The sequence below is a fragment of the Coleofasciculus sp. genome, assembly GCF_046565525.1.
In the GTDB taxonomy this organism is placed as follows: Bacteria; Cyanobacteriota; Cyanobacteriia; order Cyanobacteriales; family Coleofasciculaceae; genus Coleofasciculus.
In genome coordinates this window covers 47671-69835 of record NZ_JBKHUP010000030.1, presented here as the reverse complement: position 1 = coordinate 69835, position 22165 = coordinate 47671, and the positions used below count along the sequence as shown (strand labels likewise).

At 44.4% G+C, this 22165-nt stretch carries 19 protein-coding genes; 13 read left to right on the top strand and 6 right to left on the bottom strand.

All coding sequences use genetic code 11. The features are described 5' to 3' along the window. Nucleotides 1-183: 183 nt before the first annotated feature. Nucleotides 184-786, bottom strand: coding sequence for a molybdenum cofactor guanylyltransferase (locus ACLGGO_RS13090; RefSeq protein WP_446419637.1), 603 nt, complete (start codon nt 784-786; stop codon nt 184-186). A 345-nt stretch (nt 787-1131) separates the two neighbouring features. Beyond that, the gene (locus ACLGGO_RS13085) at nt 1132-2226 is read right to left on the bottom strand and encodes a RuBisCO accumulation factor 1 (RefSeq protein ID WP_446337112.1); all 1095 of its coding nucleotides are present in this window, start codon (nt 2224-2226) and stop codon (nt 1132-1134) included. A gap of 294 nt (nt 2227-2520) precedes the next feature. On the opposite strand from ACLGGO_RS13085, the gene ACLGGO_RS13080 reads away from it, so the two are divergent. The 5 genes from ACLGGO_RS13080 to ACLGGO_RS13060 all read left to right on the top strand — a co-directional run bounded on the left by ACLGGO_RS13080 (nt 2521) and on the right by ACLGGO_RS13060 (nt 8757). Then, nucleotides 2521-3462, top strand: coding sequence for a response regulator (locus ACLGGO_RS13080; protein WP_446337113.1), 942 nt, complete (start codon nt 2521-2523; stop codon nt 3460-3462). 107 nt (nt 3463-3569) lie between these two features. Further along, nucleotides 3570-4313 (top strand): bifunctional demethylmenaquinone methyltransferase/2-methoxy-6-polyprenyl-1,4-benzoquinol methylase UbiE, encoded by a 744-nt coding sequence (ubiE, locus tag ACLGGO_RS13075; protein ID WP_446419636.1) that lies wholly within the window; start codon nt 3570-3572, stop codon nt 4311-4313. A 366-nt stretch (nt 4314-4679) separates the two neighbouring features. Continuing rightward, complete coding sequence (locus tag ACLGGO_RS13070; RefSeq protein WP_446419635.1) at nt 4680-5960, top strand: RNA-guided endonuclease InsQ/TnpB family protein; 1281 nt, start codon at nt 4680-4682, stop codon at nt 5958-5960. Then, nucleotides 5957-7192, top strand: a complete 1236-nt coding sequence (locus ACLGGO_RS13065) for a DUF445 domain-containing protein (protein WP_446419634.1) — start codon at nt 5957-5959, stop codon at nt 7190-7192. Before ACLGGO_RS13070 ends, ACLGGO_RS13065 begins: the two co-directional genes overlap by 4 nt. A 161-nt stretch (nt 7193-7353) precedes the next feature. After that, complete coding sequence (locus tag ACLGGO_RS13060; RefSeq protein ID WP_446419633.1) at nt 7354-8757, top strand: DUF2079 domain-containing protein; 1404 nt, start codon at nt 7354-7356, stop codon at nt 8755-8757. A 132-nt stretch (nt 8758-8889) separates the two neighbouring features. Here ACLGGO_RS13060 and ACLGGO_RS13055 read toward each other — a convergent pair whose 3' ends face one another. After that, nucleotides 8890-9726 (bottom strand): retropepsin-like aspartic protease family protein, encoded by an 837-nt coding sequence (locus tag ACLGGO_RS13055; protein ID WP_446419632.1) that lies wholly within the window; start codon nt 9724-9726, stop codon nt 8890-8892. A 173-nt stretch (nt 9727-9899) separates the two neighbouring features. Then, nucleotides 9900-10433 carry a retropepsin-like aspartic protease family protein gene (locus ACLGGO_RS13050; protein WP_446419631.1) on the bottom strand — a complete coding sequence of 178 codons (534 nt, stop codon included), beginning with the start codon at nt 10431-10433 and terminating at the stop codon, nt 9900-9902. 586 nt (nt 10434-11019) lie between these two features. On the opposite strand from ACLGGO_RS13050, the gene ACLGGO_RS13045 reads away from it, so the two are divergent. From ACLGGO_RS13045 to ACLGGO_RS13035, 3 genes are read left to right on the top strand one after another with little or no spacing between them, the layout of a single operon-like run. Beyond that, nucleotides 11020-14190 carry a response regulator gene (locus ACLGGO_RS13045; protein WP_446419630.1) on the top strand — a complete coding sequence of 1057 codons (3171 nt, stop codon included), beginning with the start codon at nt 11020-11022 and terminating at the stop codon, nt 14188-14190. Then, the gene (locus ACLGGO_RS13040; RefSeq protein ID WP_446337121.1) at nt 14156-15568 is read left to right on the top strand and encodes an adenylate/guanylate cyclase domain-containing protein; all 1413 of its coding nucleotides are present in this window, start codon (nt 14156-14158) and stop codon (nt 15566-15568) included. Before ACLGGO_RS13045 ends, ACLGGO_RS13040 begins: the two co-directional genes overlap by 35 nt. Before the next feature lies 1 nt (nt 15569). After that, nucleotides 15570-15947 carry a response regulator transcription factor gene (locus ACLGGO_RS13035; protein WP_446337122.1) on the top strand — a complete coding sequence of 126 codons (378 nt, stop codon included), beginning with the start codon at nt 15570-15572 and terminating at the stop codon, nt 15945-15947. A gap of 356 nt (nt 15948-16303) precedes the next feature. Here ACLGGO_RS13035 and ACLGGO_RS13030 read toward each other — a convergent pair whose 3' ends face one another. Both ACLGGO_RS13030 and ACLGGO_RS13025 read right to left on the bottom strand, forming a co-directional pair. Next, a complete protein-coding gene (locus ACLGGO_RS13030; RefSeq protein WP_446419629.1) occupies nt 16304-16729 on the bottom strand; it encodes a RidA family protein in 426 nt (141 codons plus the stop codon). Between the two features lie 203 nt (nt 16730-16932). Next, the gene (locus tag ACLGGO_RS13025; RefSeq protein ID WP_446419628.1) at nt 16933-18192 is read right to left on the bottom strand and encodes an RNA-guided endonuclease InsQ/TnpB family protein; all 1260 of its coding nucleotides are present in this window, start codon (nt 18190-18192) and stop codon (nt 16933-16935) included. 487 nt (nt 18193-18679) lie between these two features. On the opposite strand from ACLGGO_RS13025, the gene ACLGGO_RS13020 reads away from it, so the two are divergent. The 5 genes from ACLGGO_RS13020 to cysW are packed head-to-tail and all read left to right on the top strand — an operon-like array spanning nt 18680 to nt 22057. Next, nucleotides 18680-19750, top strand: coding sequence for a sulfate ABC transporter substrate-binding protein (locus ACLGGO_RS13020; protein ID WP_446419627.1), 1071 nt, complete (start codon nt 18680-18682; stop codon nt 19748-19750). A gap of 31 nt (nt 19751-19781) precedes the next feature. Continuing rightward, the gene (locus tag ACLGGO_RS13015) at nt 19782-20096 is read left to right on the top strand and encodes an NIL domain-containing protein (RefSeq protein ID WP_446360918.1); all 315 of its coding nucleotides are present in this window, start codon (nt 19782-19784) and stop codon (nt 20094-20096) included. Nucleotides 20097-20117: 21 nt separating this feature from the next. Then, nucleotides 20118-20324 (top strand): hypothetical protein, encoded by a 207-nt coding sequence (locus ACLGGO_RS13010; RefSeq protein ID WP_446360920.1) that lies wholly within the window; start codon nt 20118-20120, stop codon nt 20322-20324. Next, the gene (gene cysT, locus ACLGGO_RS13005) at nt 20317-21171 is read left to right on the top strand and encodes a sulfate ABC transporter permease subunit CysT (protein ID WP_446419626.1); all 855 of its coding nucleotides are present in this window, start codon (nt 20317-20319) and stop codon (nt 21169-21171) included. The genes ACLGGO_RS13010 and cysT overlap by 8 nt, the downstream gene beginning before the upstream one ends. Continuing rightward, nucleotides 21161-22057, top strand: a complete 897-nt coding sequence (gene cysW / locus ACLGGO_RS13000; RefSeq protein ID WP_446419625.1) for a sulfate ABC transporter permease subunit CysW — start codon at nt 21161-21163, stop codon at nt 22055-22057. Before cysT ends, cysW begins: the two co-directional genes overlap by 11 nt. Nucleotides 22058-22165: the final 108 nt, after the last annotated feature.

The window sequence follows — 22165 nt, the reverse complement described above, 5'->3', positions numbered from 1 at the left end:
GTCGCTTTGCTGAACGCAACGCGAAAGTTTCATCCTCTGGTTAAAACGCAGAGGTTTTCACCATCGCTACCCTATAAAGCTCCATAAGCGCAGGTTGAGAGGTTTTATTACTGGAGGAGTCCATTGGTGACAAGTTAAACTTGTACGCAATTTGTCAAGGGGGTATGAGAGTTCCCTGTTCCCTTAATTCACAATTTTCAGATCTTCTGGTGTATTACAGTTAAATAAAACATGGCGATCGCGAACCGGAAGTTCCTGAACGGGATGCTGTGCGAGCCATTTTTGAAAGGAGCGCCCTCCTTGATTAATATACTCAATCAATTGGGGTAAACATCGGCGTCGGTAAAAACCGCACAGAGGTTCCCACCCTTTGGGACTTCGGGGCAGCAAAGCAATTGCATCTTTGGGAGTATTTGTCAAGTCAGTGACCCAACCTTGCAAAACATCAACTTGAAGTTGGGGCAAGTCACAGGCAAGTAAAAGAACCCAATCCCTTTTCACTTGAGTCAATCCTTGAGCAAAGCCGACCAAAGGACCGTGGGATTGAGCCTCTCCTAGCAGGAGCATTTCTTGGATGAGATGACAATTTTTCGGCAAAATTTCCCGATATCGTTCGGGCCAAGGAGTGACCACAAAAACTTCACGAGTACATTTAAGGGCAATTGTACAAACCTGTCTCAGTAACGGCATACCTTGAATAGGAATCAAGGCTTTGTCCTGACCCATGCGAGAACTTTTTCCGCCAGCTAAAATCATCGCCGAGAACGGTACCTGGGAATCCGTCAGCACAGCAGACAGTTCATCTGCCAAATGCAGCCGTCCTCGCCGTACCGCCCGCAGTAAGCGATCGATGACACATTTGTCCTCTGTGGTGAGCTCTTCACCTAAAATCGCTGCCATCAGTCCGTAACGGTCAGCTTTCGTCATGTAGCCAGAACTGGTCGCTTGTGCAAAGAGTTCCGAGAGAGCGCCCGGAAGAAGAATAGGAGATTGCATAGACAACTGCAGCACAACATCGATCAAGTCAAGTTAAGTTAATATTCCTCAAAATTCACCAACATAACGTGATAATTCTCCGGTAGATCGGTGATACCGATCACTCCCCCCTACACCCTACACCCCCTTAAACCTTCATTCATCAATTTGCCACAGATCCCGACTCAAGGGTTCATCGAGAATTTTCTTAGGACGCAACACGAGAATTATCTGTCCCAATAACGGTATATCGGGCTGTTCAGAAAACCACTCGATCGCTAAGGTTCCCGATTGATCGACCATAAAATAACTATCGGCATCCCATTGTGTGTTTTTTCGGTCAACAATGAGCAACACCGCTTCTGATTTTTCATTCTCTTGCTTGGGAAGCTGAGTGCTGTTACACAAAATTGCTACAGGTTCTTGTGCCTTTGAGACGATTTGCCAACCAGGAATGGCGACAATCTGTTGCTGATGGGAAGCGTCCATAATATGAAAAGCTCCCTTTGTCTCAACCGCCTCCACTTGCTGGAACTCGGCGGTGGTTACCGGAAATTGACCCACCAAGGAGAGCAGTCGCGGTAACTGTTCACTATCTTCGACGCGATAGAAAGGCAAACGGGGTGCCCGACGGCGGCTACCCCCAAAGGGTTCTGTGAGTAACTGCTCAATTTCTTGACGCGAGGATTGGCTATGAGCAAACATTAACCCCCGTGCAACTAACCGCGAGCGTTCCTGTAAATTCTGCTGTTGTTGGGCAAGTTTCCAGTATTGGTACGCCACAGCATCACCAGGATGGTTAGAAAATCCTTCGGGTGGGTTACGGCGACGCGATAACTCTTTCATCGCTTTTGCCACCTCACGGGCGCCATCAGAATCCAGATTTCTAGCAACAATAAACTCAGCCGCTGCAGCCCGTTCCGGTTGAGTGAGAATCCGCAACTCATATAGGATATCGCTCCCTGTCCGTTCAAAGCGCGATCGCACCGCCTCCGATACCCCAGCTTTGACTAACGTTTCATAGACCTGAAATGCTACAATGACTTGATTCTGTTGGATTGGCTCAAAGCCCGTTTGTTCAAAAAGGGCTTGGGAGCTATAGCCAGCGCTTTGGAGTTGTTGACAAGCTTTTCCCCACTCCACCCAGTTACGTTCTTTGCGCCTGAGCAACTGAATCAGTGCATCAGCATCTACTGTCTCTGAGTTAGCTTGAGGGTTATGGTGAGGATTTGCGGGTGATATTTCAGTCATGATGGGAAGAAGAAGTTGCCGTGTTTTTGAGTTACCAGATGTCTTGAATTTCTCGAACCAATTAATATTGAGCTAGGGGCAGATAAAAAAAATAAACGTAAATGGCATTGACCTAACATGAGTTTGTCGTCGGTACAGAGTTTTCTAGAAACCCTCGCCTCCTGACGATAAACCCTTAAGTCATTGACATTCGAGTTAGAACAGTTTACATCATTGGGCAGCTCTAAAAGCAAAAATCGCCTTCCCCTTGTGGCTCGCCCGTTCAAACTCACACTTGGAGTTTGTTGTAGTGTTATGGACAAGGTGAACCCTAATTTTGATAGTATCACTCGTCAGTTCATGAGTTTGGAGCGATCGCAAAAACCTAAAATGCTTGTGGTAGATGATGAACCCGATAACCTGGATCTCCTCTACCGCACCTTCCGGCGTCAGTTTAGTGTATTCAGAGCCGAAAGTGGCGCTCAAGCCCTCTCTATTCTGGCTAATCAGGGAGAAGTCGCCGTGATTATTTCTGATCAGCGGATGCCAGAAATGAAGGGAACGGAGTTTTTGAGCAAAACCGTCCCCCAGTTTCCTGATACCATGCGGATTATCTTAACCGGGTTTACGGATGTCGAAGACTTAGTCGAAGCCATTAATGCCGGACAAGTCTACCGCTATATCACCAAGCCGTGGGACCCGAATGAACTCAAAACCGTTGTGGAACGGGCAGTTCAAACTTACGAACTCCTGAAGCAACGCACCGAGGAATTGCAGCGAGCTCATGCTCAAATGGCACTGATGGAAACTCTGGTGCAGATGGCACAAAGATCAGATAGCCTAGAAACCAGCTTGCCCCAAATCGCCCAAGTATTTAGCGACAGCTTTGGCACAGATGTCTGTATCCTGCAACTTGTAGAGGGCGATCGCTTGATGGATTTGCAAGGTTATTACACCAAAGAGGCATTTCCTGTCAACCCCCTAAACTCCGATCCCCTCTTGCCAGACGCGATCGCCAACCACCAGCTACAAGTCTGGATCAACGCCCCTGGTGCAACTCCAAAAGTTGCCACAGACTATTATCAGGATATCGGCATTCAAGCCCACCTGCTGATTCCGATTATCCACCGCAGCGAACTTCTAGGGCTACTCTCACTCCAATGGCGAGAACAGGCGTGTAAACTGAGTGAAGATGAGCTAAAACTCATCCACCTATCAGCCCAGCAGGTGGGTTTAGCGATCGCGACAAGTCGTTGAGTTTTGAGTTTTGAAGGTTATAGGGGCGGGTTTCACCATGATCTTTTTTGTCTCACCCGGATGTCACTAAACCGACTGAGTGCGAGAATTATTTGGACAAATGACCCATGACAAATGACCATTCCCCATCAGAGATCCGCCATTTATTTGATCGCATCGCCCCGGTTTACGACCAACTCAACCAGTGGTTAAGTTTGGGTCAACACCGGATCTGGAAACGGATGGCGGTAAAGTGGTGTGACCTAAAGCCCGGTGAGATTGGTTTGGATTTATGCTGTGGTAGTGGCGATTTAGCTGAACTTTTAGCCCGATACGTGGGTGCAACGGGTCAGGTGTATGGGGTTGATTTTTCTCCTGGGCTACTCGCGATCGCTAAAGCTAGAGTTACCCATCATTATCCCCCCTTAACCATCCACTGGATTGAAGCAGATGCTCTAGATTTACCCTTCGAGGATAATTTTTTCCACGGCGCCACCATGGGGTATGGTTTGCGGAACGTTACCGATATTCCCCGTTGTTTGCGACAACTGTACCGAGTCCTCAAACCGGGTGCGAAGGCGGCTATCTTAGACTTTCATCGTCCCCAACACTCACCCCTGCGTCAGTTTCAGCAATGGTATCTAGACACAATTGTCGTACCCCGTGCCAAATCCTTGGGCTTAGAACAAGAATATGCCTACATCACTCCCAGCTTAGAGCGATTTCCTAACGGAAAGCAGCAAGTTAAACTTGCCCACCAGGCTGGATTTGCCCACGCCACTCACTATCCCATCGCTGGGGGGATGATGGGCGTTTTGGTTATCACGAAACCGGAGAGTCTTGATGGGGCGGGTAAGCTGCTTGAAACCTAGGCAGAGTTGGAGGTGTGGGGTGTCATTTAGCTTTTTTATCCGCCCATTGAGCTGTAGAGCCTAAAATGGGGATCAGGGATTGGGGATTATAGAAGCGCCGTAAAACCCACGTCTTTTAAGCGTGGGATATGAGGCGGGTCATCGGAGGCAAAAGCGATGACCAAATTACAAAGGTGCTCTTAAACGAGCTATCAAGCTTGTGATCAACTCAGACTTGCTCATTCCCCGCCTGGTAGCCTCTTCCTTTAGTTGTCGCATTTCATACTTAGTTAATCTGATATCTAGTCTTTGTGTTTTCATCAGTACACACAATTGATTACACACACATCTACTATAATGGAAAAAGCACATTGAGAGGTCGATTCAATGCTAGTTCTTGAATACAAAATCAAAGCAAAGCCGCAGCAAGACAAAGCTATTGATGAAGCCATCACAACGGTGCAGTTCATCCGTAACAAAGCAATTCGTTATTGGATTGATGGGCCAAAAGACGCCAAAATTGACCGTTTTGCCTTGAATAAGTATTCAACAGCACTACGCCAGGAATTCTCCTTTGTCAAAGACCTTAACTCAATGGCTGTACAGGCATCAGCAGAACGGGGATGGCAAGCCATCTCTCGGTTTTACGATAACTGCAAGTCTAAAAAAGCTGGCAAAAAAGGATATCCGAGGTTTCAGCGCGATAACCGCTCAGTTGAGTATAAAACTAGCGGCTGGAAACTTCATCCAACAAAACGCCGTATCGCTATTACCGATAAAAAGGGAATTGGTGAACTCAAGCTATTGGGTAAATGGGATATCCATCAGTATCCAGTCAAGTCCATTAAGCGGGTTAGGCTTGTGCGTCGGGCTGACGGGTATTACTGTCAATTTGCTGTTGACGTTGAGTGTCTTGATATTCAACCGCCAACAGGTCAAGAAATTGGGCTCGATGTCGGGTTGGAGTCTTTCTATACTGACTCAAACGGACACCAGGAACCTAACCCAAAGTTTCTGCGTAAGGCGGAAACTGCTATCAAGCACAGCCAACGAGCCATCTACAAGAAGAAAAAGGGTTCATCAGGTCGCCGTAAAGCAGTAGCTCAGTATTCCAGAAAACACTTAAGAGTAAGTAGGCAACGTACCGAACACGCTAAAAGACTAGCGCTTCACGTTTGCAAGTCTAACGACTTAGTAGCCTATGTAGACGCGCCAGCGGCTTGCCGAAGGCTAGACTTGAGGGTTGCCAATATGCTCAAAAATCACTGTCTGGCTAAGTCAATTGCTGATGCTAGCTGGTATCAATTTAGGCAGTGGATTGAACACTTTGCCATCAAGTTTGGAAGATTGGCTGTTGCTGTTCCACCTCAATACACATCTGTTGAATGCAGTCAATGCAAAGTGATTGTGAAAAAATCTCTCAGCACAAGAACCCACGTTTGTAAGTGTGGATTGATTCTGCAAAGAGATTGGAATGCGGCTATAAACATTTTGCTCAAAGCAAAATCTAGGGGAGGGCATCCCCAAAGTCACGCTGTAGGAGTTGGAACCTCTACGCTACTTGGTGCAAGCCTGGTAGAGCAAGTTTTGACGTTGAATACAGAATCCCACGCGCTCTATCGCCGTAGGAGTGTCAACCGTTCTGTATTACGCCGATTGCTGTTTTGAATTTATCGAACCTGTGGCTGCTATTGTTGCCTCCAATCGCAGGGGGAATTATTGGCTATTTCACCAATGATTTAGCCATCAAAATGCTATTCCGTCCCTACCGCCCTATTTATATCGGTAAGCGGCGGTTGCCATTTACACCCGGTTTAATTCCCCATAACCAGGAACGCTTGGCGAAACGGGTAGCCGATACAATTATGGGTTCTTTGTTAACCCCTTCGGAGATGCAACGACTAGCACGGCGTCTACTGCATCGGGAACGGGTGCGTGGGGCAATTCTGTGGATGCTCAATCTGACTTTGGAACAAGTCCAGTTGGATAAGGAACAGAAAACGGCTAAGATTCTCGCGGCTATCCTCCACGACTTATTGGGAGAATCCCTACCACGCTTGCTGAAAGTTTTATCCCGTCGAGAGGATTTTTTAGAAGCCCAGCTTAACCAAATTTTTGACCAGATTTTGCTGGAGTTTCAACTGAATGATCAACAAGCGCAACAGCTTTCGCAGTGGATTATCCAAGTGGCATTACCCCCTGATGTTTTGCGTCAAGGGATTATTGATTTCTTAACGGATCGCAATATCCAAGTCATTGATGAAGGGTTTCGCGAGAAGACAAGCGGCACTTATTGGATTGTCGCCAATTTATTTGGGCTACGCAATACTCTAACCCGTTTGCGAACCTATTGCTTAGACGAGAAAGAGGAAAGCAATGCGCGTCTGGGAGAATTGTTGACGGCTTTGGGCGCCCGTGAGCGGTTACAGTTATGGCTGCAAAGTCTATCTCTACAAAATTTGCCCGTGTCTACGGTGCGACAGTTACGCAAAACGATGCGAGATGCTGTTCGCACTTATATTCGAGAGCGGGGCAGCGACTTTTTGCAGGGTATAAGTCAATCCATTGACTGGGAAAAGGTGGCGGTATTAATCTTAAATCGATTGCGAGAGTCGGCGATTATGACTAGCTCAATGGAACTGATTAGTCAAGAACTGGCATTAGTTTTGGAGCGTTATCTAGAAGAAGATTTAGAAAAATTGGTGACTGAGATTATTCCAATTTTATCAATTGATCAGGTTATTGTTGAGCGGGTAAGAGGTACGTCGCCGGAATCCTTGGAAGTTGCCGTTAAAGTGATTGTCAAAAATGAATTACAAGCGATTGTTAATTTAGGCGGGATTTTGGGTGTAATTATCGGACTATTTCAGACGGGATTACTCCTATTCAGAGGATTTTGAGTCATCTGAAGGGATGGGAAAGCGACTTGAATAGTAGGCAGGGTTTAGGGTGTAGGCTATGGGATGTCAGGGCGGATTTTACCGCTAAGTTCGATAACTTGACGAAACCTGCCCTTCTAGGGGAATAGTGGAGAAGCAAACTCTAACTCCCTGGGAGTAGTATGGCAACAGGTAGGTCGCTTGATACGGTTAGGTTGGCGATCGCGGTAAGTGCTTTAATCTTATTGATATGCAGCAGCTTACGGCACGCCCTATTTCAATCCTCTGCTTTTGATTTGGGGTATTTTGACCAGGCGGCTTACCTGATTAGCCAAAGACAAACCCCCGTTGTTTCCTTCTGGGGTTACCATTTTATGGGCGGTCACGCGGATTGGATTCTCTATGGACTCGCTTTGCTGTACAAAATCCATCCCGATGTTCATTGGCTGTTTGCGGTGCAAGCCATTGCTTTAACCGTCGGTGCTTTACCAACTTTTTATCTCGCCCGTCAAGCGGGGTTAAAGGAGTCACAAGCAACAGCAATGGCAATCGTCTATCTCCTGTATCCGTTAATTTTTAATCTCAATCTATTTGATTTCCATGCAGAAGTCATCGCCTTGCCCGCTTTTTTAGGTGCAGTTTTGGCGGCACGGCTGAATCAGAAGGGTTGGTTTTGTGGGGCAATTCTTTTGATTTTGGCTTGTCGGGATGCTTTATCCCTCACTGTAGCCGCCATGGGGTTTTGGTTGTTAGTTTTTGAGAAAAAGCGGTGGTGTGGTGGGATGGCTTTAGTGGCAGGAATTGCCTGGTTTTTGATTGCTACTCAGGTGATTATTCCCGCCTTTAGACCCGATGGCGTTGAGGCTGTCTGGCGCTATGCTTTTTTAGGAGACTCTGTTCTAGAAATCGCCAAAAATCTGCTCCTCAAGCCAGGGTTAATACTGGGTAGAATTTTTACCTTACCCAACTTGGAATATTTGGCTTTACTGTTCTTACCCTTGATGTGGGGACTTTCACCCCAGCATCTAACTCCTTTAGTCGGTGCAGTCCCCACGTTGGTGATTAACCTGATTACCGACTACCAACCTCAAAAAGATTTAGTTCATCAATACTCTCTACCTGCACTGCCTTTTCTCTTATTAGCCGTTATTTCCACATTAGCAGCCGGAAAGGGATGGTTACGCCACAAACGAGGCATGATTATTTGGGCATTCGTTGCGTTTTTAGGATTAGCAAAATTTGGTTATTTTGGGTCGATATATTTGGAATCCATCGATACTTGGCAAGCCACAAGGGAAGCAATTGCTCAAATTCAGACCAAGGGTGCTGTTTTAGTTCCTGCCCAAGTTGCTCCCCATTTAACCCACCGCCCTGTGGTTAAGCTGGCGATAGCTGGTGCAGAAACGACTGAGTTAGGGGAATTTGATTATGTAGTATTGAATAGGCGTCATCCGGGTTGGGCAAGTAGTCCAGAGGTGGTCAACTATTTGTTAGAACGGTTACAAAATACACCCACGTTTCAATTAACTTATCAGCAGGATGAAGTTTATTTGTTTAGCCAGAAATTAATTAGGAATTCTGGATAAGTCATACAGCAGATTTGGTGGTTGATGAGGTACAGTCATCTAAGCAAGATCCCCGAATTCTTGAAGAAGTCGGGGAGCTGTTTGTGTACCTCACTTACTTGAAAAGCGCTGTAAGTCATCAATCATAAAAAATTATGAACGTTTGCGAAATTCAATCACCTCATCTTTGATCGTAATGTCATAGCCGTCAAAGAAGTCTTGTCCCAAGAGTCCAACAGGCATTGATGGCGGTGCGATCACGACCTCGATCTTTCGTTTCAGGCGACCATCAACTTCCATGGACTCCAGGATCGCTACTGCCATTGGGACAGTCGCACCGTCTGCTACACTTATCTCAGTGATCCCGACAGGTTTTAAATTCAACGTGGACGCGATCTCTTGGGTGATGAGGGTATTAGTCGCCCCTGTATCAAACAGCATGCTAAATTGCCGCTTGTCATTAAAGGTCACTTCGATAATTGGAATATTCCGAAGTTTGCTTTTAATCGGCACTGAGAAAAACTGGGGACTACTATCACCTTGTTTCGGTTTAGGCGGTGGCGGTGTGGAGCGCTGTTTGGCATCCGCTAGCAGGTTCTGGTATTGAGATAGCTTTTGTTGGGCGGTTGAGTGGTTTTTACTCGAAGCCGGTACAGCTTTTAATAACTGAATCGCTTCTTCCCAACGATTCGCCACTAATTTCCAATCCTCCCGACTCACCGCCGATTGACTGATCGTAACCGCACTTGTTGCTACATCAACGGCTTCTTCATAGGTGTCCGATTCAGGAGGTGGGGGCGGTAGGGGTTTTGACGCTTGCGGTTTTGGGGAGACAGAAGCAGAAGAGGTGGAAACCGGACTGGCGGCTTGAGTCGGAGTAGGACTCGAAACACTCTCCGCCTCACTCTTACTACATGCACTATTGAGTAGGGTTAATGTACTCAATAATGCAATCCAGACGCTACGACTCCAGAAAGATTGCCACATCATCGGTCATTAGTCCTTTGTCATTGGTCATTTGTTAAATAATTATCGCACTCAAAACTTGGTTAGGGCAGGTTTTGTCCAAAATTTACCTCAATAGCCAAGCATAAAGTCCCTAAACCCACTCCTACAAACCATGTCCTTGAGCCAAGGGGAGGATCAAAACTCAAAACTCCTCTCTACCGATATCTAAGTTCGATGACATTTTCTTTAATGGTCACATCATAGATACCAAAAAATCCTTGTCCTAATAGTCCGATATCGAGGTATTGATTAATCGTCACCTCCGGGTTCGTGACTTCAATACCCCCGACGGCGACAGAATTAACGCGACCTCGCGGAACTTCAACTTGACCACCCGCAGTGGAGGTGGTGACGACGCCTTGTGGCTTAACGTTTAAGACTTGTGCCATTGGGGGGGTAATCGCAATCCCGGAAGCACCTGTATCGAAGAGCATTTCAAAGCGGCGGTTGCCATTAAATTGGACATCAACGACCGGAATCCCAGACATCCGGCGTTTGATGGGAACTTGAATCACCGAAGGTGTACCGCTACCACTACCACACAGGTGACCCAGATCAATGACATTGCCATTGCTGTCTTCTAAGTAGCAGGGCAAATCACTCTGGGAATGGGAGACAGAGGTAGGTGAGACAATTCCTGCGATCGCGAGGAGTATAAATAAGACTTGGCGGGATAAATAGCGTTTCATAGTAGTCTTGCGCCCAGTTCGGCAGCCGTCGTTGTTAGTCGTCCAATCTTCTATTCCTTAATTTAACCCACGACATGGGGACACGTCCTCAGTTCAGCTCATCTGAGGGGTTGTCAGGGAACAGGGAATTGGCAATACGTAATTGACCTGCGTCTTAGCTGACCCATGTTTTAGCGATGACGAGAGTGAAATAGATTGAACAGGTCACGCATCCGGATATTTCATCGAGATGATGTAGATGTTAATAAATTTTCCTGATTCTTTCTTGTTAAAAATTCTTTCTAAAAAATATCAAAATCTTATTCAGTAAATTGCTAACTTAAGGAGCAGGGCGAAATCCCAAATGAAAATATATCCAAAGTCGTGAAAAATCCGGTTAAATCTCTACGCCTCTGCTCCCTCTGCTCCCTCTGCTCCCTCTGCTCCCTCTGCTCCCTCTGCTCCCTTCTGCCTCACTTTTGCCATCTCTCTCATCAACATCAGAACTGTCCGTCTTAAACTTTTACCTAATTTTAAAATGGCTTTCCCTATCTTTTTCAGGCAACAATCTATCACCCGGCGAACCCTGGTTAATGTAGCATTGAGGATGGCTGGAGTTATCGTTGTATTAACGACTTGGAGTTACTTTCACACTTTATCATTTCTTGAAGCGGAAGCATTAGAACGGGTCAAAAAATATGTAGAGGAACGAGGGGAACGGGAACGTATTCTATCTTCTATCGCTGTAGACAATCATACTCTCCTCAAGCAAGAATTAATAAAACAACTTCAAGAACCGACTTCTAACTCCTACAGTGAATTTAATCAGCTCTTCGTCCAGTGGTCTGATGGTGTTATCCGCAATCGACCTCCAGATCAGCCTCCGGAGAAGTTTGACACCCTTGAGCAGGCGGGGGTTTATATTGATAAAAACCTGGTCATCGACGCCGAGGTTCGACAGCGAGTTCTTGCCTTTTACAACTTAACCACAACTTATGGCGCAGTATGGCATCATCGTTTTATTAATACTTATATTACCAGCCCTGATAATATTATCGCGATCTATTGGCCCAGAACGCCTTGGGTGCAACGAGCTTCTACTGAGCTCAATCTGCAAGACGAGGAAAAAGCCTATCATGGCAAAACGCAACCGAATGCAGAGTCAAAGACGGTATGGACAGGACTTTACTACGATCCTCAGGCTAAAGATTGGCTCGTCTCTGTGAAAACGCCTGTTAACTTAGACGGTGAACATATCGCCACAATTGGACATGATGTGACTCTAAATCAACTGATGGAGCGCCTGATTGAGGATAACATTGAGGGCGGTTATAATATCCTTTTTAGCGGGGACGGTCGTCTGATTCTTCATCCAGATAAAATTGATGAAATCAAACAAACAAAAGGAAACTTCAATGTTTTAGAATCCGATGACACTCATTTACAGCGTATTTTTCAATTGGTAAAACATATAAACTCCAATCAAGTTATCATTGAAAATAGCAAAGATAATGAGTACTTGGCTATCGCCAAAATTGATGAACCAGATTGGTATTTAGTCACCGTTTTCCCCCAGTCAATCTTAGCCAAGCCAGCCTGGAACACAGCCGGATTTATTCTGGGGTTAGGAATTTTAGCACTTGTCATTGAACTATTAGTCCTCTATTTTGTCCTGCGTCGCCAAGTTACTGATCCCTTAATTGAGTTGATGGGAGCAACTGAACGAATTGCTGCTGGCGATTTGAATATTCAACTGGATGATACTCGGAAAGATGAGTTAGGACGTTTAGCCAATCTATTTAACTCAATGGCGATTAAAGTTTACGTCCGTGAGCAATTCTTAAAACAAGCCGAATCGGAAGCGAAGCGCTTACAAAAAACCGAAGCCGATACCCGGCAGCGGGTTGAAAGTATTAATCAAATTCTCGAAGGTAGAGTCGAAGAACGAACCGCTCATTTAACGGCGATTATTAATAATTTAGTCGATGGTTTACTCGTTACCGATACCCAAGGAAAAATATCCCAGTTTAATCCCGCTCTCTTAAGAATGTTAGGGTTAGGAGAACTCGATATTACAGATAAAAATGGTCAAGATGTATTAAGCCGTAAGTTAGTGGAATTAATTACCCAAACCCAGAACCACCATCGGGAAGTCTTTACCGCAGAAATTGAGCTTGCGGAGGGACGTGTCGGTAAAGCTGTAGCCACGGCTATTGATAAAGTGTCCTCGGCTGATGGTGCAGTTGAGGAGTTTCTTGGATCGGTTATTATGATCCGAGATATCACTGTTGAAAAAGAAGTGGATCAGATGAAAACGGATTTTATCTCTACCGTTTCCCATGAACTGAGAACACCGCTGACTTCTGTACTGGGATTTACTAAAATTATCAAGAAAAAACTTGAAGATGTAATTTTTCCCCAAATCCAGACCGAAAATAAGAAAATTCAGCGCACGGTTCGCCAAGTGAAAGATAATGTGAATATTATTGTATCTGAAGGAGAACGATTGACCGCATTAATTAATGATGTTCTTGATATTGCCAAAATGGAGGCAGGAAAAGTTGATTGGAACATGCAGCCGTTATCAGTCAAAGATATCATTGAACGGGCAGTAGCCGCGACAAGCTCTTTATTTGAGGATAAACAAATACAATTTATTAAAAATGTAGATAGCAATTTACCGGAAATTTCTGGAGACAAAGACAGACTGATTCAAGTCCTCATTAATTTAATTTCTAATGCTGTTAAATTTACTGAAAAAGGTTCGATAACTTGCCGTGCTAGAAAAAGGCATAGTGAAATTATTATTAGTGTTATTGACACGGGTATGGGTATTTCTCCTGCCGATCAGCCTAAAGTATTTGAAAAATTTAAGCAAGTCGGCGATACACTAACTGACAAGCCTAAAGGAACAGGTCTAGGATTACCCATTTGCAAGCAAATTGTCGAACATCATGGCGGCAGAATTTGGGTTGAAAGTGAGCTAAAAAAAGGAAGTAAGTTTTCTTTTACACTTCCTATCCATACTGATTTACCCGTTCAAGTGAATATGATGGATATGGATACGTTAGTTAAGCAGCTTCAACGCACCGTCACCACCCAACCCTCATCAACTAAAAACACTGCTAATAAAACTGTACTCGTTGTCGATAATGAAGCATTAATTCGTCAACTCTTGCGACAAGAACTAGAGTCACGGGGATATCAAGTCCGAGAAGCAAAAGATGGTCTAGAAGCGATCAAACTCATCAAGCAAGAACGACCCGATCTTATCACCCTAGATGTAATGATGCCGGAAATGAATGGCTTTGATGTTGCCGCCGTATTAAAAAATGACCCATCAACAATGGATATTCCAATTATTATTTTATCCATTATTGAAGACCACGAACGAGGATATCGGTTAGGAATAGATAAATATATCACTAAACCGTTTGAATCAGAACAGTTGCTTCAGGAAATTGACTGTTTAATCGCTCAAGGAAGTTCAAAAAAGAAAATATTAGTGATTGATGAAAATATCTCCACTGTTAAAACTCTAGCTGATATTTTAACCACCCGAGGATATAATGTGATTGAAGTCTTTGAGGGAGAGGATTTTAAAGAAAAAGCCATTGCAGTCAAGCCAGATATGATCATTGTGAATTCTGAGCTATCTGAACGATATAATATTGTTAAAACCCTGCGATTTGAGAAAGGTCTGGAGAATGTCTTTTTTCTCCTATTAGCGAATGAAAAACCCGATGGTTACTATCAGTCTAAAGAAGTTGCTGAATAAAAAAGATGTTTTATCTCTGCTCAAAGAGATGAGTTCTGTCATGGAGACACCCATTCTGATTCAGGATACCCAAGGTCGTCTCCTTTTCGGTGAAGCAACCCAAGAGAAACTGGAAAGCTATCCGGTAAAACTTGCTAATGATATTATTGGTTGGATCAGAGGTAGCGAAAAAGCATCATCTTTGGCATCTCTACTGAGTTATATTGCCAATAAAGAGCTTCAGGAAAAAATGTTGGCAAGGGAAACCTTGGATAAATATAAAGAAATTAACTTGCTTTATAATATCTCAGGGCGGTTAACAGCTTGCCTCGATCTCAAACAAGTTGCTAATCTGATTATTGATGAAGCCACCCGATTAATTAAAGCTACCAGTGGTTCACTTATGTTATTAAATTCCGACACGAGTGAGTTTGAGTTAATCGCCGCCATTGGTCAAGAATATGACCCAAAAGCACCCTTGGCTTTGGGAAAAGGAATCGCGGGTCATTTAATCTTGACGGGTAAAGCTGAAATTATTAATAATGTACAATCGGATATTCGATTTATTGAAGGTTATAATCAAATTTATTCTCTAATTTGCGCTCCATTAAAAACTAAAGATGGTATAATTGGAGTGATTAATATTAGTCATCAAGAGCCGATTAACTATACGGCGGCTGATTTAAAGCTATTGACTGCCCTCGCCTCCCAAGCAGCATCTGCCATTGAAAATGCGATTTTGCATGAACAAAAACTAAAAGAAGAGCGGATCAAAAGTAATCTTGAACGTTATGTATCCGCTAAAGTAGTTGAGGCAATTTTGGAAGAAAAAGATGATTTTTCCTTCGAGCCAGCTAAACGAGATATTGCTATTTTATTTTCAGATATTAGAAATTTCACCACTAAATGCGAAGAATTACCTCCGGAATTAATTGTCGAATACTTGAATGAGTATTTTACCCACATGGTTGATGTAATTTTTAGCCATGGCGGAACTGTAAATAAGTTTGTGGGTGATATGATTGTGGCAATGTTTGGCGCTCCCTCTCGTTTAGTTTATAGTGAGCAAGGCGCGATTAAAACGGCGATTGAAATGCAAAAGCGGATTAAAAAAATCCCTGTCCATTGGATTCGACAAAATTTTATCACCGGAATTGGTATCAGTTCTGGGGAAGTGATTGTCGGTAATGTTGGCTCTCCTCAGCACATGGACTATACCGCCATTGGTGATAAGGTCAATATTGCCTCTCGCTTACAATCAATTGCCAAAGGGGAACAAATTTTGGTGTGTCGCAGTGTCTATGAAGTTACCCATAATCTGTTTAAGTTTAAGGAAGTTGGCACGGTTCAAGTTAAGGGCAAGAAAAAACCCGTAGATGTGTTTGAAGTGATCTATTAATATGAACAAAAAAGTCTTGATTGTTGATGACGAACCACACATTCGCCTGTTAATGGCACAAACCTTAGAAGAGTTGGAAGACGAAGGGGTAGAAATCCTGATTGCTGAAAATGGGGAAGAGGCGATTGAAACCATTAAGACTGAAAAACCTGATCTAGTTTTCCTGGATGTGATGATGCCTAAAATGAATGGTTTTGATGTTTGTTATGCGGTTAAAAATAACCTGGATATCAAAGATGTCTATATTATTATGCTAACCGCAAAGGGGCAAGAATTTGACAAAGAAAAAGGTCAACAAGTCGGCGCAGATTTGTATATGACTAAGCCTTTTGATCCCGATGAAGTCGTCGAAAAATCCTGGGAAGTTCTGGGGTTGTGAAATCAATTTTGATTAAATTATTTCCCTGGGATAGTTAATAAGGTTTCTGGGCAGAAAGTCAGGGCGTGTTTAATCTAATTTGATAGCTTAGTTTTATACCCAGAACCCGTAGGGGCGCACCGACGTGCGCCCACCGCGCCCACCAACACGGTGTAGTACAGTAACTATGAGATAGTGCTTTTCTACTCTTGGAAAGGGTGTATCACCTCGAGTTTGAAAACGCTGTAGAAATAGGGGAGTTCTCTTGTTAATGATTGTCCAGAATTGGGGCGGGTTTAGTTGCATCTCCTGTGAAGTCAAAAAGGATAATCGTAAAACCCGCCCCTACACAACACTTGACTTTTATTAAATTTATTTCATCGCAGTGCTGTACATTTTATTTCCACAATGAGTCCCGGCTCAGACAAAGCCGTTACACCCACCTTTGTCCAAGTCGGATATTTCTCAATGAAATAGCGATCTTTTACGTCCATAAACAGCGACAAATGGGGAATTGTTAGTGGTTGTGATCCTGGAACCGAAGCGGGAGTTGTGACATGATAGGTCACCATTTTTACAACATCCTCAAAGGTTACGCCTGCGGTTAAAAGAACTTTATTGACATTTTCAAACGCCTGGACAAACTGAGCTTCTATCCCCTCAACCACCTGTAAATTTTCGTCGCGACCCACTTGACCGGAGACATAAACGGTATTTCCGATTCTAATACCCGGACAATAGTGATACTTTTCATAGAGGATTTCCATACCCGTGGGAATAATGACTTCGCGAGTCACGACCATAACTAATCTCCTTTGGTAGACAATTATGCCAATACTCTACCTCTAAACCTGGGGATAATCAGGGTAGCTTTTAGATTTTGAAGCTTGGATTTTAGAGTTTAGAACTATTGCTGCTTGATTAATTGTCTAACTAATTCAGCCAAATGGGAACAACGTGACATCCTCCTACACCGAATCAAGATTACGGTGTAGGCTTCCAAGCCTCACGACTTAGCTTTCCTGCTTGTTCCCTTACGGGGTTTCGCCACTTGCCTAGACGAAGTTCCCTTCGTCCCCAGTAGACCGACTTCACAGGCAGTTTCCATTCCTGTCTGCCCGACAGTACTAATGAGGGTTATCCCTCGATTTCTAATCACCTGACCACTGGCAACATCTCTGTCCGTCGTATAGTTACAATTCGGACATTGATGAATCCTTACACTCAGGTCTTTTTTGACTTCACCACCACAATTAGGACACTCCCCTGATGTGCCTCTAGCATCGACAACAGCAAAGAACTTTCCACGTTTGAAGCAGATGTACTCAGTGATGGCACGGAACTGACCAAAGCCACCATCTAACATCTGTTTTCCCAGGAACCCTTTAGCGGTGATGCGGTAATCAATGTCTTCCATGAAGATCATGTCACCCTCATCGCACAAGGCATGAGCTTGTTTGAAATGGAAGTCTTTGCGAGTGTTGTCGATTTTGTGGTGTAATAGAGCCACCTTAATTCGGGCTTTCTCGTAATTTTTTGACCTCTTTTGTTTCCTGCTTAGCCTGCGTTGCAGTAATTTCAACTTGCCTTGTAGCTCGGCAAAAAACCTGGGAGGTCTTACAAGAGTGCCTTCAGAAGTTGCTAAAAACTTCTCTAACCCAATATCAACACCGATGGGATACCCATGTGGTTTATGGTCTGGGACAGAGACATCACACTGAATATTGATAGATGCGTACCATTTATCGGCTTTCTTGATAATACGAACCTGTTTCACCGTGAATCCAGAGGGGATAGGACGGTGCAGATTAATTGGGATTATCCCCAGCTTGGGTAGCTTGATATGCTCCTTTGTTACCGGATTTTCCTTGAACTGAGGAAACAGTAACGATTTGAACTGCCCAACCTTTTTGAATCTGGGAAAACCAAACCCTCTGTGTTGGAAGTGTTTCCAAGCCGTGTGCAGTTGTTTAATAGCTTGCTGGAGAACCTGAGAAGGAACTTCGCTCAATCGAGGGAATTCCTTCTTTGCCTTGGGCAACTTATTAAGCTGACTGGTTTCGTTGGGGAACAGAGCATCAGCCGGGATGATGTACTCTTTTTCGATAGAGCATCTATCGATTATACACTTTCTACTATTGCACCAATCTTTGATTTGCCTAAGAGCGTAGTTGTACGCTTTCCGGCAAATCTCCATCCAATCAAGCAGGATAAACTGTTGATTGACGTCTGGATAGATGCGGTAGCGATAGTTAAGTGTCAGCATCGGTGTTTATTGGTGCATGAACTGATTATAAAACATTTACAGGCTAACGCAACACCGTTAAATGTTAATTTAGGTGACAGCGATCCACCTAAATTAACTTGGGGGAGTTGTATATCCCAACGCTGAATAAAATTACAGCGTGGGTCTTACAACTCCCCCAAACCCCCTGGTAAGATAAACGGGCAAGTAGTGCGATATAGCCTAAAAAACTACTTTTTATAACAAAATGCCACACTAAGTGATGGGAATGACTAGCACACCGCCGCAGAGATAGCCACAGGGGGGTGAGGTGTCGCGATCGCGTAACCCAGTCTTAGTGTTGCGCCTGTTGCCAATGCTGGTGAAAAGGGTATCAATAAAGGTTTTAACCGCTGGTCACGGTCAATTTAAATCAAACATGTATTGCAAATGAATTAAGATTCAACTAGAATTAAAATGCAGGCACATTAAAGCGAAAATTACGGATTCGTTATAGGAGTTTTACATTATGAGAACCCAATCCACTCAGCACCTCTGGCGATCGCGTCAACGGTTCATGGCTCTAGTGCTAGCAGGGGTAGCCATGAGTAGCGCGATCGCAGCTTGTTCCAATCCCCCCAGTAACACCGCTGACGCCGACAGTCCCGTCAAGTTAACCCTGGTATCCTATGCGGTAACCCAGAAAGCCTATGAACAAATCATTCCCCAATTTGTTGAACAGTGGAAAGCCAAGACCGGTCAAACCGTCACCTTTGACCAAAGTTATGGCGGATCAGGCTCCCAAACTCGCGCCGTCATTGATGGCTTAGAAGCCGATGTTGTCGCCTTAGCTCTAGCTTTGGATACGCAAAAGATTGAAAAAGCCGGACTCATTGAGCCGGGTTGGGAACAAGAATTTCCCAATGATTCCATCGTTCATACATCGGTGGCGGCTCTGGTCACACGGGATGAGAAAGTAAACGTGACTCAATGGTCTGATTTGACGAAAGATGGCGTCAAAGTCATCACCGCCAATCCCAAAACCTCTGGGGGAGCCAGATGGAATTATCTGGCGCTATGGGGAGTGATTACCCAAGCCGGGGGTAGCGACAAGGACGCCGAAACCTTTGTCGAAAGCGTCTATAAAAATGTCCCCGTTTTGCCAAAAGACGCTCGCGAAGCCAGTGATGTATTCTTTAAACAAGGTCAGGGTAATGTATTAATTAATTATGAAAACGAAGTCCTTCTCGCCAGGGAACAGGGAGATAATCACCCCTTTATTATTCCCACGGACTATAACATTTCTATCGATAATCCCGTCGCTGTTGTTGATGCCAATGTAGATGAACATGGGACTCGCGAAATCGCCGAAGCCTTTGTTAAATTTCTATTTACTCCAGAAGCACAGCGAGAATTTGCCAAAATCGGCTTCCGTCCTATAGATGAAACTGTTGCTCAAGAGTTTGCCAGTAAATATCCTACTGTCGAAAATCTGTTCACGGCGAAAGATTTGGGCGGCTGGGATCAAATTCAAGCCAAATTTTTTGAAGATGGTGCCGCCTTCGACAAAATGCAAGCAAAACTAGCTCAATCCAAATAGAAAGAATAACCCCTAAAGCCCACCGACTCCAATGACTCACAACACTTACACCACTCCAATTAACTCAGACAATAGTTCTGAGAACCACAGACTCACTCACACTCGTGTCCGAGTCCGCATTCCTCAGATATATCATCAGGAACCCCTCCTCTCAAATCTAATTTCCCAACAAGGATTAAACATTACGATTAATGCCGCCTTGTTAGGAGGGAATGCAAAAGGAGATGGTTGGTTTGACCTAAGACTTCAGGGTACTGCTAAGCAAATTGACAGTGCCTTAATCTACCTTTCGGACTTGGATGTCGAGGTTTGGCATGAATCCAGTGCGGAAGCAGATGGCTGGTAGTCAAGGAGTATTAAAACTATCATGATTGTTTTCCTAGGATTTTACAGTTCTGTCGCCCTCTACTGTTTTGCCGTTTACTTGAAAGCGTTTCAGCAAGAAACTGACTTATCGACTGAGGAATTACGTTTATCTTGGCTCATTATCGTGTTAGCTCCTCTGTTGTGGTTCATTGTTGTTCCCATTTCTTACCTGGAGAAATATCATAAATCTTCAACCTCCCATGACTAATTCAGCGGATTATTTTCAATCTTTAACCACCTGGGGGCGGCATAAAATTGCCACCATTTCTATACCCTGGACGATCACTTTCGTTTACCTCAGTCTAGTTTTATTACTGCCGATCGCGGCATTGATGAGCAAGTCCCTCAGCCTAGGAGTCTCAGAGTTTTGGCGGATTGCCACTTCTGACGTGGCTCGCTCGGCTTACAATGTTACCTTCGTTACCGCTCTCCTCGCCGCCCTGATAAATGGTGTGATGGGAACTCTCGTGGCTTGGGTTTTAGTCCGCCATGATTTCCCCGGTAAAAAATTCGTTGATGCGGCGGTCGATTTGCCTTTTGCGCTCCCAACTTCAGTGGCTGGATTAGTGTTAGCTACTGTTTACAGTGATAAAGGTTGGATTGGACAATTCTTTGCTCCATTTGGCATCAAAATTGCTTTCACTCGCTTGGGTGTATTTGTGGCAATGGTATTTATCTCGCTTCCGTTTATTGTCAGAACTTTACAACCCGTTTTGCAAGAGATGGAAAAAGAAATCGAAGAAGCGGCTTGGTCTTTGGGTGCATCTAGCTATCAAACCTTTTTCAGAGTCTTACTTCCTCCCCTAGTTCCACCCATTCTGACGGGGGTAGCGCTGGGTTTTTCGCGGGCGGTTGGAGAATATGGTTCTGTGGTGATTGTTTCATCGAGTATTCCTTTCCAAGATTTAATTGCGCCAGTACTTGTGTTTCAACGGTTAGAACAATACGACTATGGGGGAGCCACTGTAATTGGTACAGTTTTACTTGTCGGTTCATTACTGTTGCTGCTGGTGATTAACGGACTACAACAATGGGGGCGTCGTTATGCTGCGTAATTTGTTTTCTCGTGTCTCCATTAAGGAAAAGGGGGGCGAGTTTGGTAACATTAAGGTGACAAAAAATGAGAATCGTAAAACTCACCCCCAAACACAATTGTTAATCGCGATCGCGTTAGGTTATCTGTTCCTTGTTTTATTCATTCCCGCCTTAGCTGTGTTCTATGAAGCCTTTCATCAAGGGATTGGTGAATTGTTCGCCGCGATGGGGAGTCGGGAATTCTTACACGCTGTCCGCATGACTGTGATTATGGCTGCGATCGCGTTACCTTTAAATACGGTGTTTGGACTCTGTGCGGCTTGGGTAATTGCCCGTAATCAGTTTCGTGGACGTGCTTTACTGATTAGTATTCTTGACTTACCCTTTGCCATTTCTCCAGTTGTTGCGGGTTTAATGATTGTCTTACTCTATGGACGAAATGGCTGGTTTGCGCCGCTACTCAATAGTTTAGACATCAACGTTCTTTTTGCCATACCTGGAATGGCAATGGCGACAATTTTTATTACGTTACCGTTTGTGGCGCGGGAAGTTATTCCAGTGATGGAAGATATGGGTTCAGATCAAGAAGAAGCGGCGCGTATCTTGGGGGCGAATGACTGGCAAATTTTCTGGCGTGTCACTTTACCCAATATTCGCTGGGGTTTACTCTATGGTATTTTGCTAACTAATGCTAGGGCGATGGGGGAATTTGGGGCGGTTGCTGTAGTTTCTGGTGGCATTTTAGGTCGGACTCAAACGTTACCTATTTTTGTGGAGCAAGCCTATAAAAATTATCAAACCCAAGCCGCCTTTGGTGCAGCGGCAATTTTGGCACTTTTAGGATTTGTGACGCTGATTGTCAAGGAGATTTTAGAGCGCAATACAAGCCGTCCGGTTCATCATTAAGGGGTCATTGGTCAAATGGTCATTGGTCATTAGTCATTAGTCATTAGTCATGATTTGTGTAGGGGAGAAGCATTCGTGCAGCCAACCTTGTCCGAAGCAAAAAACCTT